This window comes from Massilia soli (assembly GCF_016809835.1).
GTDB classification, from domain to species: domain Bacteria; phylum Pseudomonadota; class Gammaproteobacteria; order Burkholderiales; family Burkholderiaceae_D; genus Telluria_A; species Telluria_A soli.
Genome location: NZ_JAFBIL020000006.1, coordinates 300,282 through 315,301, shown reverse-complemented (window position 1 = coordinate 315,301; position 15,020 = coordinate 300,282). Strand labels below are relative to the sequence as shown.

Below are 15,020 nucleotides of genomic sequence, written 5' to 3'. Positions count from 1 at the left end.
GTGTCAGGTATTGGTGACGCTGATGGTAACCGGGTGGGGTGGCGGTGGCTCGCTGGACATGCGTACCGGCGGCGGTTCGGTTGTCGCCAGCACAATGCGCACGCCCTTGAAGGACGTCGAGACGAAGGTCGCTTGGTCGGCGTCGAGCTTGAACGGCTCGGATGCCGTATTGCCGACCAGGGTGAAGTGGTAGACGATGGTGCCGGCCCAGACGCAGCGGGCGTCCGAGGGGCAGCGGCTGTCGTCGGCGCGTTCGTAGCGCAGGCTGATGGTCTTGCCCAGCGCGAGCGTTTGCTGCGGCTGGAGGGTGAGGGTGGCGTCGTTGACGGGAGCCTCCCCGACGGTGGTGCATGCTGCCAGGAAGCATGCTGCGAGAGTCAGGTAACCGGCACGTTGCGGATTCATGGCGTTATCCCATCGGTAAGTGGAATGAGTGTATCAAATCTGCCGGTGACGGCGCGCGCCAAGGAAACCGTGCTGGTCACGGTGCCGCCGAAAGCGGGCGCGGCCCCGCACAGCCACTAAGCTGAGTAAACGAAAAAAGGGCCGGGTCCTGTGCAATACAGGACCCGGCCCTTGGTGTTTGCTGCGCTGCCCGGCTTAAACGAAAGCCGCCAGCGAGCCTTTCATTTTCTTCAGTGCCGCCGCTTCGATCTGGCGGATGCGCTCGGCGGACACGCCGAACTCTTCAGCAAGCGTGTGCAGCGTTGCACCCGAGCCGTCGTCGTTGGCCAGCCAGCGCGCTTCGATGATGCGACGCGAGCGCGGGTCGAGCTTCGACAGCGCCGACTCCAGGCCTTCCGACTGCAGGCGCGTGACCTGTTCCGCTTCCAGCACCTTGGTCGGCTCCGACAGGTCGGACGACAGGTAGGCGATTGGCGAGAACTTGTCGTCTTCATCGTCCGTCGGCGATTCGAGCGCGATATCGCGGCCCGACAGGCGCGTTTCCATCTCGATGACTTCCTCGCGCTTGACGTCGAGCAGCTTGGCGAGCGCATCGATCTGGGTTGGCGACATCGCGTCCAGGCCCACCTTGTTGCTGCGCAGGTTGAAGAACAGCTTGCGCTGGGCCTTGGTCGTGGCGACCTTCACCAGGCGCCAGTTCTTCAGGATGTACTCGTGCATTTCGGCCTTGATCCAGTGCATCGCATAGGACACCAGGCGAACGCCCTGGTTAGGGTCGAAACGCTTGACCGCTTTCATCAGCCCGATATTGCCTTCCTGAATCAGGTCGGCATGCGGCAGGCCGTAGCCCAGATAGCCGCGCGCGATCGATACCACCAGGCGCAGGTGCGACAGCACCAGCTCCTGCGCGGCGCCGAGGTCGTTGCTGTCGCGCAGGCGGCGGGCCAGCGACTGTTCTTCCTCGTGCGTCAGCATCGGCAGGCGGTTGACCGCCGAAATGTAGGCATCAATGTTGCCAAGATTGCCAGTGAACCCGAGTCCGAGAGCACGATTACCAGTAGGAACCAGTGCGGATTGTGCGGACGTCATAGTCATTTATTCCTCGTAGTTGAGCTGTGTTGCATCGTCAATTTGCCATGGCGAGCCATGGAGCGACAAAAACGGTTTATTACCGGACGCAAGCGGGGTTTTCGAATAGTCCGCTCTGCGTTGGACATATATTAGCACTCTCCAGCATCGAGTGCCAATCGGGCCCAAATTTGCATTTCAACACCGCTTTTCGATTGCCGATTGGAAATAAATAAGCAGGTTTCACTCTAGGACGAGACCGGTTTTTCCGGGTTGATGCATGTCAAATACGATGCAGAGTAATCATGCATCAACGGGCTTAAGACGACCTTAAGACACCCGGTACGGTAGACAAGTTCAGTGTAGTGCGATGGGGAGGTGATCTCTGTACGTTAACTCACGTTGCAAACCCCTTCGGGTCTGCAACATGTTCAAACGACAGTTAGTTCAGCCGAGCAAGATGGCGGCGGATCGACAGCATCGCGCCGACGAGGCCGAGCGCGGCGCTGATCGCCAGCAGGCCGGCGCTTTCCAGCGGGCCGAGCGGCAGCAGCAGGAATTCCGATGCGTACAGCCGGGCAAACTCGGCCACCGCGCTGTTGAGCGGCTGCAGCGACAGCGCCACCGCCGCCAGCGCTACCACTCCGGCGGCAAGGCCGAGCAGCATGCCGGTGTAATAGAAGGGCCGGTGGATGAAGTTATCGGTGGCGCCGAGCAGCTTGGCCATCGTAATTTCTTCGCGCTGGGTCAGCACCTGCAGGCGGATGGTATTGAATACCACGGCAATCACCACCATGCCGAGCGTGACCGCCAGCAGCAGCAGCGCCAGGCGCAGTACATTGAGGAGGGCGGCCAGGCGCTTGACCCAGGCCGAATCGACGTGCACCGAGTCGACATTCGGCAGCGCGCGCAGCTTGTCGGCCAGCGCATCGATGCCGGCGGCGTCCCTGGCGCTTTCATAGCCGTCCAGCTTGAGCACGTAGCTGTCGGGCAGCGGGTTCTCGCCGAGCGTGTCGAGCACTTCGGCGGTCGCGCTCTTGGCCTTGAGGTTGTCGAGCGCCGCTTCGCGCGGCACGAAGGTGACCGTGGCGCGCTGGCTGCCGACACTCTTCTGCAGCACGGGTCCAAGCGCGCGCGCTTGCTCGCGCGTCGCGCCGGGCGTCACGAACAGGCTCAGTTCCGGTTCGACCGCAAGCTGCTGCGACAGCGGCCTGACGTTGTCGAGCAGAGTCAGGCCGGCAAACGGCAGCGCCAGCGCAATCGCGACGACGATCACGTTGAACAAAAAACTGCCCGGCGCGCGGCGAATGGTGGCGAAGGCGCCGTCGAGCGCAAAGCGGTGTTGGCGGATCCAGCTCTTCATGCCGCACCCCCGACCAGCTGGCCGTTCTCGATATGGATCACGCGCCGGGCGCTTTGCAGCACTTGTTCGTCGTGGGTCGAGATCAGGCAGGTGACGCCGACCGCGTTGAACGCGCGCAGGGCGTCGAGCACCTTGTCGGCGCTGGCGCGGTCGAGGTTGGCGGTCGGCTCATCGGCCAGAATGATCTGCGGGCGGTTGACGATCGCGCGGGCGATCGCCACGCGCTGCTGCTCGCCGCCGGACAGTTCCAGCGGCATCGCCTTGGCGCGCTCGAGCATGCCGACCTTTTCGAGGGCGGCGCGTGCGCGCTGCTCGGCTTCGCGGCGCGGCGCGCCGGTCACCAGCAGCGGCAGCATGGTGTTGGCCAGTACCGTACGGTCGGTCAGCAGGCGCTGGTCTTGCAGCACCAGGCCGAGCTTGCGGCGCAGGAAGGGGACTCCGGCGTGACCAAGCTTGCCGATGTCCTGGCCGTTGACCAGCACCTTGCCACTGGTCGGACGCTCGATCGCGGCGATCATCTTGAACAAGGTGGATTTGCCAGCGCCGGACGGGCCGGCCAGGTAGGCCAGCTCGCCCTTGGCGATACTGAGGGACACGTCGCGTAGCGCGACCGCATCGGCGGAGTAGTGCTTTGACACCGATTGAAATTCGATCATGAGGCCTTATCCGAGCAGCGCTTCGACAAATTCGTCAGCCTTGAATGGCTGCAGGTCTTCGATTTTCTCGCCTACGCCGATGAAATAAACAGGCACCGGGCGGGTACGTGCGATCGCCGCCAGCACGCCGCCTTTCGCGGTGCCGTCGAGTTTTGTGATGACCAGGCCAGTCAGGGTCAGCGCGTCGTCGAAGGCCTTGACCTGCGCCAGCGCGTTCTGTCCCGTATTGCCGTCAATGACCAGCAGGGTTTCGTGCGGGGCGCCTTCCATGCCCTTGCCGATCACGCGCTTGATCTTGCGCAGTTCGTCCATCAGGTGCAGCTGGGTCGGCAGGCGGCCTGCGGTATCGACCATGACCACGTCCATCTTGCGCGCCTTGCCCGACTGGACCGCATCGAAGGCGACGGCAGCCGGGTCGCCCGACTCCTGCGAGATCACGGTGACGTTGTTGCGCTGGCCCCAGACCATCAGCTGTTCGCGCGCGGCGGCGCGGAAGGTGTCGCCCGCAGCCAGCAGCACCGACTGGTGGTAGGTCTGCATATGCTTGGCCAGCTTGCCGATGGTGGTGGTCTTGCCGGCGCCGTTGACGCCCGCGATCATCATCACCAGCGGTTCGTAGCGGCCCAGTTCGAGCGGTTTCTCGAGCGGGCGCAGCATGTCGGTCATCAAGACCTTGAGCGCGGCCTTGACCTCGGCGGCGTCGAGCAGCTTGTCTTCCTTGACCTTCTTGCGCAGCGCATCCAGCAGGTACTGGGTGGCGTCCATGCCGGCGTCGGACATCAGCAGCGCCGCTTCGAGTTCTTCGTACAGGTCCTCGTCGATGCGCGCGCCGACGAACAACAGGCTCAGATTGCTGGAGGTCTTCGACAGGCCGGCCTTGAGGCGGTCCATCCAGGATTTTTTCCGGTCTGCTTCGCTGCCGAGGCGCTCGGCGGTCTCGGGAATCAGCTCCGCGGCTTGCGCGACTGGCTCGGGGACCGGCACTGGTGCAGGCGGCTGGATTACCGGCGGCGGCGCGACCGGCGCCGGCTGCAGCACTGGCGGTGGCGAAAACGTCGAGGTGGTGCCGTAGCGGCGCGACATGCCCGACGGTGCGGGTGCCGGTGATGGTGCCGCTACCTGGACGGGCGATGGTGCTGGAACCGGCGCTGGCGGGGCAATCGGCGCAGGTGCGGCGACAGGTGCAGGAGCAGGTGCAGGAGCAGGAGCAGGGGCTGGCGCCGGGACCGGAGCTGGCACCGGCACTGGCGCCAGTGCGACTGGCGGCACTGCGACAACTGGCGGCGCGATGCGCACAGGTTCAGCCGGCGCAGGCGCAGGCGCAGGCGCAGGAACAGGAACAGGAGCAGGAACAGGAGCGGGAGCAGGCGGTGTTGGCGGCGCGACTTGCTCAGGCGCCGGACTCTCTTCCGAGCGAAGAATTTTCTTGAAGAAACTAAACATGGGTCTGTATCGGCGGGCGCTGCATGCACATTCCCCCGGTTGCGGGGAACGATGAATTGGATCGCGCGTATTTTACCAGAGCAGGGCCCGTGCTTCTTGTCATCCTGTCTAAGCGGCGAGCTGGACGCGCGTCCTGCGCCAGCGCTCGATGCTCGGGGCAATGCCTTCGAGGTCGATCACGCATTCCGGACCGAGCTGGCGTATCAGTTGTGCGGCGCAGGCGCCGCCCACCCAGACCTCGGCCGCACCGTCGAGCCGCTCCTTCAGCTGCAGGATATTGTCCATCGCCGCGCGGCCCGATACCGCGGACGAGAACGACAGCGCCACCACGTCCGCCCGGTGCACCTTGGCGGCCGTCACGATGTCGGATAAAGGTGTCTGCACACCCAGCGAGATGCAGCAGGCTCCTTCCAGCGCGAACAGGGCCTCGGCCATCAGCAGGCCCAGGCCGTGCCGCTCTATCGGTACGGTGGTCAGCAGGATGCGCGGGGCGGCGTGCTCGCGGTCGGTTTGCTGGCTGGCGCTGAAGATTGCCGCGCGCATCACGCCTTGCAGCGTTTCAGCGTACAGGTGCTCTTCAAAAATGGCCAGCCGCCCGGCCGCCCATTCATTCCCGACCAGGGTGGTCATCGGGGCCACCAGGTCCGTGACGAACGCGCGCAGTCCCAGTCGCAGCTGCGCCTGCATCATCAGCTGGCGCAACTCGGGCACCCGATGCGCCCTGATCATCGCCATGCAATCCGCCAACAGCGGGTCATCGGCATTTGGCGCCGGAATGGATGACTTGCGTGCCGCCAGCCGGGCCAGTTCATCGAGCTCTTCGCCAGAAAGATTGACAATTTTGCCAGGCCGGTAGCCGTTGTCGATCAGCCGCTTAATTAGTTGCAACCGAATGCGTTGCTCCGACGTATATATCCGTTCACCGTTGGCATCCCTGCCTGGCTTGGGGAAGTCATAGCGGCGTTCCCATACCCGCAGGGTTTCCTTGGCAATGCCGGTTTCGCGTTCTACCTCGCTGATGGTGGTCATGCGGTCGTCGTTGTTTGTCGTGCTCATGAGTGGGCCTGTATAGGACAGTTTATTCATTGTAAGCGTATCAACAGGGATTTTGCCACGAAACGCGAAAGAAAAGCCGTGATTGCGACATATTTGTTCAGGACAAAACGATTGACAATTACCTAGTATTTGTAGAATATGCCAATGACGACTTCTTTGTCATGGACAAAACAAAGTTTGGATAAAACATGAAAATCGCTGTGATTGGCGCCGGCATTTCCGGCTTGTCGAGTGCTTACCGCCTGGTCCAGGCGGGGGCGGACGTGACGCTGTTCGAGGCCGGGAGCTATTTCGGCGGGCACAGCAATACAGTCGACGTCGATGTCGATGGCTTCCGCTTCGGCGTCGACACCGGATTCCTGGTGTTCAACCAGCGCACCTATCCGAAGCTGATCGCGTTGTTCGAAGAGCTTGGCGTGGAAAGCGTCGGCAGCGACATGTCGTTCTCGGTCAAGCTGCCCTTGCCGGGCCGCACGCTGGAATGGGCTGGCAGCAACCTGGACACCGTGTTCGCCCAGCGCCGCAACCTGTTCAACCCGCGCTTCCTGGGGATGGTGCGCGACATCCTGCGCTTTAATAAGGAAGCCACCGCGCTGGCCACCGGCGCCGGCCCGATGCCGGCGCAGTCGCTCGGCGCCTTCCTGGCCGAGCGCGGCTACAGCGACGCGTTCCGCAACTGGTACCTGCTGCCGATGGCCGCCTGCATCTGGTCATGCCCGGCCGGGCAGATGCTGGCCTTCCCGGCGGCGACCTTCATCCGCTTCTGCCACAACCACGGCCTGCTGCAGGTAAGCGACCGGCCGCAGTGGCGCACGGTACGCGGCGGCTCGCGCGTGTATGTCGACAAGATGCTGGCGGCGATTCCATCGCGCCGCCTGGTCACGCCGGTGCGTTCGGTCACCCGCGCAGCCGCTGGCGGGGCGCGCTCGGTGCGGGTCGACACCGGCGCCGGCGCCGAGCAGTTCGACCAGGTCGTGCTGGCCTGCCACAGCGACCAGGCGCTGGCCCTGCTGGGCGATGCACGTGACGACGAACGCGCGCTGCTGGGCGCGATCGGCTACCAGCCAAACCGCGCGGTGCTGCATACCGACGCCAGCTGCCTCCCCGAGAACCGGCGCGCCTGGTCGGCCTGGAACTACCAGAGCACCGCGTCGGCGACGCCCGAGGTCTGCGTCCACTACCTGATCAACAAGCTGCAGCCGTTGCCATGTTCGACCCCGGTGATTGTGTCGCTCAACCCGATCGACCAGCCGGACCCGCGCCTGGTGCTGGGCGAGTTCGACTACGCGCACCCGGTATTCGACGCCGCGGCGGTCGCCGCGCAAGGCCGCCTGCAGGCGCTGCAGGGGGTGCAGGGGACCTGGTTCGCCGGTGCCTGGACTGGCTACGGCTTCCACGAAGACGGCCTGGCATCCGGCCTCGCAGTGGCAGCGGCGCTGGCGGCGCGCATGGCAGGGCAGGGCGATGCGGCCGCCTGACGTTTCAGCGCCGCAGCTGTGCTTCGGCCAGGTGCGGCACCGCCGTATGCGTCCGAGCGCGAACGCGTTCGCCTACGCCAGCTACTACCTGCGCCTTCCAATCCGTTCGCTGGGCAGCCAGGGTTTCAACGCGCACCTGGTGTCGCGCAACCGCTTCAACCTGCTGTCGTTCTTCGATGCCGACCATGGCGACGGCCAACGCCCGCTGATCGAGTGGATCGATACGCTGCTTGAAGCCGAAGGCGTGTCCGACGCCGACGGCGAGATCTGGCTGCAGGCAATGCCGCGCGTGCTCGGCTACGCGTTCAACCCGGTCTCGTTCTGGTTCTGCCACCGCGCCGACGGCGCCTTGCGCGCGGTGCTGTGCGACGTGCGCAACACCTTCGGCGAGCGCCACTTCTACCTGCTCGATACCGGCGCGGCGATCGCCAACGGCAGCGAACTGCGGGCCCGCAAGGTGTTCCACGTGTCGCCGTTCTGCCGAATCGAAGGCGGCTACCGGTTCCGCTTCATGCGCGCCGCGCGCGGCCAGTCGGAGCACACGCTGGCGCGCATCGATTACCACGACGCCGACGGCCTGCTGCTCGAGACCAGCGTATCGGGCGTGGCCGCACGCCTGTGCGACGCCAGCGTGGCACGGGCATTTTTCGCTTTCCCCTTGATGACTTTCGGCGTCGTCGCGCGCATCCACTGGCAGGCCTTGCGCCTGTGGCTGCGCCGCGTGCCTTTTTATTCCAAACCCGCTCCACCTGAACAAAAGGTTAGCCGATGAGTTCCGATTCTTTCCAGTCCGCGGCCCCGATCGCCGTACCGGCGCGCACGCGCAAGCAGCCCGTCCCAACCTCCGCGGCGATCGTCCTGCGCCTGCTCGACAAGCTCCAGCACGGGACGCTGCACCTGCGCACCCCCGACGGCGAACAGCTGGTGTTCGGCAGCGGCGGCGTGCCGGTCACGCTGGAACTGCAGAGCTGGGACGTGTTTGCCGCCGCGCTGCGCTCGGGCGATATCGGCTTTGCCGAGACCTACATCGCCGGCGACTGGCATACCAGCAGCCTGGCCGGCCTGCTCGAACTGCTGGCCAACAACCGCGCGCAGGTCGAGTCGGCGCTGTATGGCAGCTGGTGGGGCAGGCTGGCGTACCGCGTGCGCCATCTGCTGAACCGCAACAGCCGTAACGGCAGCCGCAAGAACATCCACGCCCACTACGACATCGGCAACGCGTTCTACAAGCTGTGGCTGGACCCGTCGATGACCTATTCGAGCGCACTGTTCACGCCTGCCAGCGGCGCCGACCTGGCGCTGGCGCAGGCGGAAAAGTACCGCGCCGTGCTCGGCCAGCTGCGCCTGCGCCCCGGCAAGCGGGTGCTTGAAATCGGTTGCGGCTGGGGTGGATTCGCCGAGATGGCGGCGGGCGAAGCAGGCGTCTACGTCACCGGCCTCACCTTGTCCGAACAGCAGCTCGCTTTCGCAACCCAGCGCATGAAGGATGCGCGGCTCGACCAGATGGTCGACCTGCAGCTGCGCGATTACCGCGACAGCGAGGGCGAGTACGACGCGATCGCGTCGATCGAGATGTTCGAAGCGGTGGGCGAGGCCTACTGGCCAAGCTACTTCGACTGCGTGGCGCGCAACCTGAAGCCGGGCGGACGCGCGTGCGTGCAGACCATCGTGATTGCGGATGAACTGTTCGACCGCTATCGCAAGGGCACCGACTTCATCCAGCAGTACATCTTCCCCGGCGGGATGCTGCCGTCACCCGAGGTGTTCAAGCGCATGGCGCAGGAGCGCGGCCTGCTTGTCACCCGCGAATTCGACTTCGGCATCGACTACGCCGATACCCTGGCAATGTGGCGCACGGCGTTCCACGCCAACCTGGAGGCGGTGCGCGGGCAGGGCTTCGACGAGCCGTTCATCCGTACCTGGGACTTCTACCTGGCCTATTGCGAAGCGGCGTTCAGGGCCAGGAATACCAGCGTCATGCACTTCACGCTGGAGAAAATATGATGGCCCGCCTGCTGCTTGTCGCCCTGATGTCCACCGTGTTCGCCAGCGCCGCGCAGGCTGCCATGCCGCAGGTCGCGCCGGACCTGCCGGGCGCGCGGGTGTCCGGACAGGGCAAGTTCACCTGGTTCGGCATGAAGATCTACGACGCCAGCCTGTGGGTAGGCGAGGCCGGGTATGCGCCGGGCGCGCCGTTTGCGCTCGAACTGCGCTATGCCCGCGCGCTGAGCGGCGTGCGGATCGCCGACGCCAGCGCCGACCAGATGGAAAAAACCGGCGGCGGAACAAAGGCCCAGCGCGCGCTCTGGCTCGGCAAGATGCGCGCCATTTTCCCGGACGTGAAGGAAGGCAGCCGGATCACCGGCGTGTTCCTGCCGGGCGGCGCGGTGCGCTTCCACCTTGACGAGGCGGTGCTTGGCACGATCTCCGAGCCGGGCTTCGCGCAGGCCTTCGCCGGTATCTGGCTCAGCCCCCGCACCACCGCGCCGCAGCTGCGCGAAGCGCTTCTCAAGGAAGCGGCGCGCCAATGACCCGGCTGGCCATGCCCCAGCTGATGGCGTATGGCCTGCTTGGCCTGCCGCTGGCGATGGTCGCGCTGCCGATTTACGTTTATCTTCCGAAGTTCTACGCCGAACGCACTGGCCTGTCGCTGGCGCTGATCGGCAGCGCGCTGCTGGCCGCGCGCGTCGGCGCCGCTTTCCTCGACCCGTTGCTCGGCTGTTGGATCGAGCGCGGGCGCGGCGCCTTCGGGCGCTTTGTCCTGTTCGGTGCGCCGCTGCTGCTGGCCGGGTTCGTGGCGCTGTTCCATCCGCCGGTACTGGACGGCGCTGCCGCGCTGGCATGGTTCCTCGGCACGCTGATGCTGGTGTATCTCGGCTTCGGTCTGGTGACGATCGCCCACCAGAGCTGGGGCGCCGCGTTGACGCAGGCGCCCGAGGAACGCGCCCGGGTGTCCGGCGTGCGCGAGGCATTCGCGCTGGCCGGCGTGGTGCTCGCTGCCGCAGTGACCAGCGGCGCGGGCTACGGCGCACTGTCGCTGTCGTTCGCGCTGGCGCTGGCCGCCGGCGTGCTGCTGCTGTCCGTCAAATCGCCGCGTCCCGCCATGGCCGGTGTTGCCGCCGCCGCGCCGGGCATCGGCGCGATGGCCGCACCGTTTGCCAACCGGCGATTCCGGTCGCTGTTCGCGGTCCTGATCGTCAACGGCGTGGCGTCGGCCATTCCGGCCACGCTGTTCCTGTTCTTCGCCTCCGACCGGCTGGGGCTCGGCAGCATGGCGGGGCTGTTTCTGATCCTGTACTTCGGCGCCGCCGCCGCTTCCGTGGCGCCGTGGGTCGCTGCCGCGCGCAGGGTTGGCGAGGCGCGCGCCTGGACCGGCGGCATGCTGCTGTCGGCGCTGGTATTCGTATGGGCTTTTGCGCTGGGCCAGGGCGATGCGATGGCCTTTGGCGCGATCTGCCTGCTGTCCGGCTTTGCGCTCGGCGCCGACCTGGCGCTGCCGCCCGCGCTGCTGGCAGGCGTGATCGCCAAAGGCGGCGACTCCGGCCAGCGCGAGGCCGCCTACTTCGGGATCTGGAACTGGGGAGTGCAAATCACATTGGCGCTGGCTGCGGGAATCTCGCTGCCTTTGCTCGACTGGCTGGGCTACGTACCCGGCAGCAGCGCTGGGACGGGGGCGCTTGCCGCCGCCTATGCGCTCCTTCCATGCGTCCTGAAAGTACTGGCCGCCGCAATGCTGTGGCGCGCCCCCTTACGCGATTGCTGACCATTTAAAGGAACCATCATGAGAATCTCTACTGCATTGATCGCGGCTGCCGCCGTCGTCACCCTCAGCGCCTGTACCGCCCCGCAGCCATCCCAATACGCGAACGAAAAGCCGGCGCTCGACGTGCAGACCTACTTTAACGGCACGCTCGACGCCCACGGCATGTTCCAGGACCGCTTCGGCAAGGTGGTCAAGCGCTTCGTGGTGGTCATGCGCTGCACCTGGGTGGGCGACGTGGGCACGCTCGATGAAGACTTCGTCTACTCGGACGGCACCAAGCAAAAGCGCGTCTGGACCTTGCGCAAGACCAGTCCGACCACCTTCACGGCGACTGCCCCGGACGTCGTCGGCACCGCCGAGGGCATCGTGTCGGGCAATTCCCTGCGCTGGCGCTACGTGCTGTCGCTGCCGGTCGGCGAGCGCATCATCGACGTCCACATGGATGACTGGATGTTCCTGATCGATGACAAGGTCATGCTGAACCGGACCGCGATGAGCAAGTTTGGCGTCGATCTCGGTAACGTCACTCTCTCGTTTTCCAAACGGTCGCCATGAACCCGCGCATCTCCGACTGGAACGGCAAGCGGGTATGGGTGGTCGGCGCCTCGACGGGCATCGGCAAGGCCACCGCCGAACTGCTGCACGCGCTCGGCGCCACGGTCGCGCTGTCGGCACGCAGCGCCGGCAAGCTGCACAGCGCGGTGGCCGGCATGCCGCGCGCCATCGCCGTGCCGCTCGACGTAACCGACCATGCCAGCCTGATGGACGCCAGCGAGCGGGTGCTCCGTGAATGGGGCGGCATCGACCTGGTGCTGCTGGTCGCCGGCGGCTACAACGAGATGCGCGCCGATACCTTCGACCTGGACGCCGCCAACGCGCTGGTGGACCTGAACCTGCGCGGCACGTTCAACTGCCTCGATGTAGTGCTGCCGCAGTTGCTCAGGCAGCGCTACGGCGGTGTCGGCATCGTCGCGTCGGTGGCCGGATTCGGCGGCCTGCCGAAGGCGCTGGTGTACGGCCCGACCAAGGCGGCGCTGATCAACCTGTCGGAGTCGCTATACCTCGACCTGCGCCCGCGCGGCATCGCCGTATACCAGATCAATCCGGGCTTCGTCGAAACGCCGTTGACGGCGAATAACGACTTCCCGATGCCGGCCCTGATGTCGCCCGACAATGCGGCGCTGGCGCTGGTCGAGGGGCTCGAACGTGGCCAGTTTCACATCCACTTCCCGCGCCGGTTCACCAACGCGCTGCGCTTTGCGCGCCTGCTGCCCTACCGGATGTATTTCTGGCTGATCCATAAGGTGACAGGTTTATGAACCGGTCACCCGAGCTCGCGCGCCTGGTGCGTTTTTATGAGGCGATCAATCCCGCCACCTTGCATGAGGAGCTGGCATCGGTATACGCGACGGACGCCCATTTCAAGGACCCGTTCAACGATGTGAAGGGGCATGGCGCCATCGCGCATATCTTCACCCATATGTTCCATCAGGTAAATCAGCCGAGCTTTCACGTTATTAGCGGAATTCAACAGGATGGGGAGGCGTTCCTGACCTGGGAGTTTCGCTTCCGCATGAAGCGCTATCGGACGGACGAGCAATGCATTCGTGGCGCGACCCACATCCTGTTCGATGAGCGTGGGCTGGTGACATTGCATCGGGATTACTGGGACGCAGCGGAAGAGCTGTACGAAAAGTTGCCGCTGCTGGGCGCTTTCATGAGAATGCTAAAACGCGCTGCCGCACGATAGAAAAATATTAGGGCTACTGCTGTGACAGCGTGCCCGCAATCCGCTAAGATTCTGGTCAGGGATGTCCTTTAAATCAACTACTTAGCACGTTGTAACAGCTTGGAGAGATTGTGAAAGACTACGATCATTTGCAGGCGCAAATTGCACTTCAAAAAGTGCGCTCGTTTGGCGCCGTGGCCATTAAATATGTGGTGTGCGGCGTGTTCATCGTGCTTGTCGCATTGCTGGCAACATCACCGGCCTACCTGGTCAGCGTGTTCGATGCGCCGTTGCCGATGCCGGCGGAACTCGGGCTCGAATAAGCCCCGTTCCGCCAGCTACCTGCTCCATCAAATCACTGCGCCGCTTGTGAAGCCTGCGCGTTCTGGCGGATGGTCGCGAGCGTCGCGTTCGGCGTGATCAGGTTGCCGTCGTAGCGCAGTTCGATCAGCGCCGGCAAATTGTTGACGCGCGCGTGTTCGATCGCGCGCGCCAGCGCCGGGCCGAAGTCCGCCGTCGTATCGACCTGCTCGCCGTGCGCGCCGTAAGCGCGTGCCAGCGCCGCGAAATCGGGATTGTGCAAATCGGTGCCCGACACGCGGCCCGGGTAGTCGCGTTCCTGGTGCATGCGGATCGTGCCGAACATCCCATTGTTAAAGACGATGATGACCACGCCGGCCTTGTACTGCACGGCGGTGGCAAGCTCCTGGCCGTTCATCATGAATTCGCCGTCGCCCGCGAAGGTCACGACGGTGCGGTCGGGGTTGACGATCTTTGCCGCGACGCCGGCCGGCACGCCGTAACCCATCGCGCCATTGGTCGGGGCCAGCTGCGTGCGCATGCCGCCGTAGCGGTAGAAGCGGTGCGCCCACGACGCGTAGTTGCCGGCGCCGTTGGTGACGACGGTGTCATGCGGGACCTGCCGCATCAGCTCCTGCACGACCTGCCACAGGTCGAGCGGCGCTTGGCCGTCCTTGAAGATCGGCGGTTGTTCCTGGTACGCGGCCAGTTCGGCCTTCGCATCCGGCACGCTCGAGCGCCACGCGCCGGCATCGACCGGCGCCATCGCCGCCAGCATCGCGCAGGCCTGCGGCGCGCCGCTGTTGATCATCAGGTCGGCCTGGTAGACGCTTCCCAGTTCTTCGGCATCGCAATGGAAGTGCACCAGCTTTTGCTGCGGCACCGGCGAGGCCAGCAAGGTGTAGCCGCCGGTCGTCATCTCGCCGAGGCGCGGGCCGATGGCGATCAGCAGGTCGGCGTGTTTGACGCGCGCGGCCAGTTTCTGGTTGATGCCGATGCCGACGTCCCCGATGTAGTTCGGGTGCGCGTTATCGAGCAGGTCCTGGAAGCGGAACGCGCAGCCAACCGGCAGCGCGTTCGCTTCGACGAAGCTGCGCAGGTCGGCGCAGGCTTGGGCGTTCCAGGTGCCGCCGCCCAGCAGCACCAGCGGACGCTGGGCCGCGGCCAGCATGCCGCGCAAGGTGTCGATCTGCGCCGCTGACGGCGACGCCTGCACCGGCTGGTAGCGGCGCGTGTCTGCTACGCTGGCGGTCTCGATCAGCATGTCTTCCGGCAGTGCCAGCACCACCGGGCCAGGGCGGCCGCTGGTGGCCACCTGGAATGCGCGTGCGATGTATTCGGGAATGCGGTCAGCGCGGTCGATCTGGGTGACCCACTTGGCCATCTGGCCGTACATGCGGCGGTAGTCGATTTCCTGGAACGCTTCGCGGTCGGTGAAGTCGCCGCCGACCTGGCCGATGAACAGGATCATCGGGGTCGAATCCTGGTAGGCGGTGTGCACGCCGATCGACGCGTTGGTGGCGCCCGGGCCGCGGGTGACGAAGCAGATGCCCGGCTGGCCCGTCATCTTCCCGTAGGCCTCGGCCATGAACGCGGCGCCGCCTTCCTGGCGGTTGACGATGAAGCGGATGCTCGAATCATGCAGCGCGTCGAGCACGTCAAGATAGCTCTCGCCGGGCACGCCGAAGGCGGTGTCCACGCCGTGGATCTTGAGCGCATCGACCAGGATCTGGCCGCCGGTACGGGAAGGGTGCGTCAT

17 protein-coding genes are annotated in these 15,020 nt (G+C 65.2%); 10 read left to right on the top strand and 7 right to left on the bottom strand.

Features of this window, described 5'->3' with window-relative positions; all coding sequences use genetic code 11:
• Positions 1–3: 3 nt before the first annotated feature.
• From I4X03_RS16445 to ftsY, 5 genes are all read right to left on the bottom strand, one after another.
• Positions 4–405 carry a hypothetical protein gene (locus I4X03_RS16445; RefSeq protein ID WP_223469323.1) on the bottom strand — a complete coding sequence of 134 codons (402 nt, stop codon included), beginning with the start codon at positions 403–405 and terminating at the stop codon, positions 4–6.
• Positions 406–600: 195 nt separating this feature from the next.
• Positions 601–1,500, bottom strand: coding sequence for an RNA polymerase sigma factor RpoH (gene rpoH / locus I4X03_RS16440; RefSeq protein WP_223469322.1), 900 nt, complete (start codon positions 1,498–1,500; stop codon positions 601–603).
• A gap of 415 nt (positions 1,501–1,915) precedes the next feature.
• Positions 1,916–2,836, bottom strand: coding sequence for a permease-like cell division protein FtsX (ftsX, locus tag I4X03_RS16435; protein WP_223469321.1), 921 nt, complete (start codon positions 2,834–2,836; stop codon positions 1,916–1,918).
• On the bottom strand, positions 2,833–3,492 hold the full coding sequence (locus tag I4X03_RS16430; RefSeq protein WP_223469320.1) for a cell division ATP-binding protein FtsE: 660 nt from the start codon (positions 3,490–3,492) through the stop codon (positions 2,833–2,835). Before I4X03_RS16430 ends, ftsX begins: the two co-directional genes overlap by 4 nt.
• A 6-nt stretch (positions 3,493–3,498) precedes the next feature.
• Entirely contained in the window at positions 3,499–4,575 is a 1,077-nt protein-coding gene (gene ftsY / locus I4X03_RS16425) for a signal recognition particle-docking protein FtsY (protein ID WP_307735373.1), read from the bottom strand.
• 23 nt (positions 4,576–4,598) lie between these two features.
• On the opposite strand from ftsY, the gene I4X03_RS23215 reads away from it, so the two are divergent.
• Positions 4,599–4,922, top strand: coding sequence for a hypothetical protein (locus I4X03_RS23215; protein ID WP_307735372.1), 324 nt, complete (start codon positions 4,599–4,601; stop codon positions 4,920–4,922).
• A gap of 121 nt (positions 4,923–5,043) precedes the next feature.
• On the opposite strand, the gene I4X03_RS16420 is transcribed toward I4X03_RS23215, so the two are convergent.
• Complete coding sequence (locus I4X03_RS16420; RefSeq protein WP_223469318.1) at positions 5,044–5,991, bottom strand: MerR family transcriptional regulator; 948 nt, start codon at positions 5,989–5,991, stop codon at positions 5,044–5,046.
• A 188-nt stretch (positions 5,992–6,179) separates the two neighbouring features.
• On the opposite strand from I4X03_RS16420, the gene I4X03_RS16415 reads away from it, so the two are divergent.
• From I4X03_RS16415 to I4X03_RS16375, 9 genes are all read left to right on the top strand, one after another.
• A complete protein-coding gene (locus tag I4X03_RS16415) occupies positions 6,180–7,469 on the top strand; it encodes an NAD(P)/FAD-dependent oxidoreductase (protein WP_223469317.1) in 1,290 nt (429 codons plus the stop codon).
• On the top strand, positions 7,456–8,241 hold the full coding sequence (locus I4X03_RS16410; protein WP_223469316.1) for a DUF1365 domain-containing protein: 786 nt from the start codon (positions 7,456–7,458) through the stop codon (positions 8,239–8,241). The genes I4X03_RS16415 and I4X03_RS16410 overlap by 14 nt, the downstream gene beginning before the upstream one ends.
• Positions 8,238–9,473, top strand: coding sequence for an SAM-dependent methyltransferase (locus I4X03_RS16405; protein ID WP_223469315.1), 1,236 nt, complete (start codon positions 8,238–8,240; stop codon positions 9,471–9,473). The genes I4X03_RS16410 and I4X03_RS16405 overlap by 4 nt, the downstream gene beginning before the upstream one ends.
• Complete coding sequence (locus tag I4X03_RS16400) at positions 9,470–10,000, top strand: chalcone isomerase family protein (RefSeq protein WP_223469314.1); 531 nt, start codon at positions 9,470–9,472, stop codon at positions 9,998–10,000. Before I4X03_RS16405 ends, I4X03_RS16400 begins: the two co-directional genes overlap by 4 nt.
• Positions 9,997–11,232 (top strand): MFS transporter, encoded by a 1,236-nt coding sequence (locus I4X03_RS16395; protein ID WP_223469313.1) that lies wholly within the window; start codon positions 9,997–9,999, stop codon positions 11,230–11,232. The genes I4X03_RS16400 and I4X03_RS16395 overlap by 4 nt, the downstream gene beginning before the upstream one ends.
• A gap of 18 nt (positions 11,233–11,250) precedes the next feature.
• Complete coding sequence (locus I4X03_RS16390) at positions 11,251–11,787, top strand: DUF3833 domain-containing protein (RefSeq protein ID WP_223469312.1); 537 nt, start codon at positions 11,251–11,253, stop codon at positions 11,785–11,787.
• Complete coding sequence (locus tag I4X03_RS16385) at positions 11,784–12,551, top strand: SDR family NAD(P)-dependent oxidoreductase (protein WP_223469311.1); 768 nt, start codon at positions 11,784–11,786, stop codon at positions 12,549–12,551. The genes I4X03_RS16390 and I4X03_RS16385 overlap by 4 nt, the downstream gene beginning before the upstream one ends.
• Entirely contained in the window at positions 12,548–12,982 is a 435-nt protein-coding gene (locus I4X03_RS16380) for a nuclear transport factor 2 family protein (protein WP_223469310.1), read from the top strand. Before I4X03_RS16385 ends, I4X03_RS16380 begins: the two co-directional genes overlap by 4 nt.
• 110 nt (positions 12,983–13,092) lie before the next feature.
• Complete coding sequence (locus I4X03_RS16375) at positions 13,093–13,284, top strand: hypothetical protein (protein ID WP_223469309.1); 192 nt, start codon at positions 13,093–13,095, stop codon at positions 13,282–13,284.
• 32 nt (positions 13,285–13,316) lie between these two features.
• Here the strand turns inward: I4X03_RS16375 and I4X03_RS16370 are convergent, their stop codons facing one another.
• On the bottom strand, positions 13,317–15,020 hold the full coding sequence (locus I4X03_RS16370; RefSeq protein WP_223469308.1) for a thiamine pyrophosphate-binding protein: 1,704 nt from the start codon (positions 15,018–15,020) through the stop codon (positions 13,317–13,319).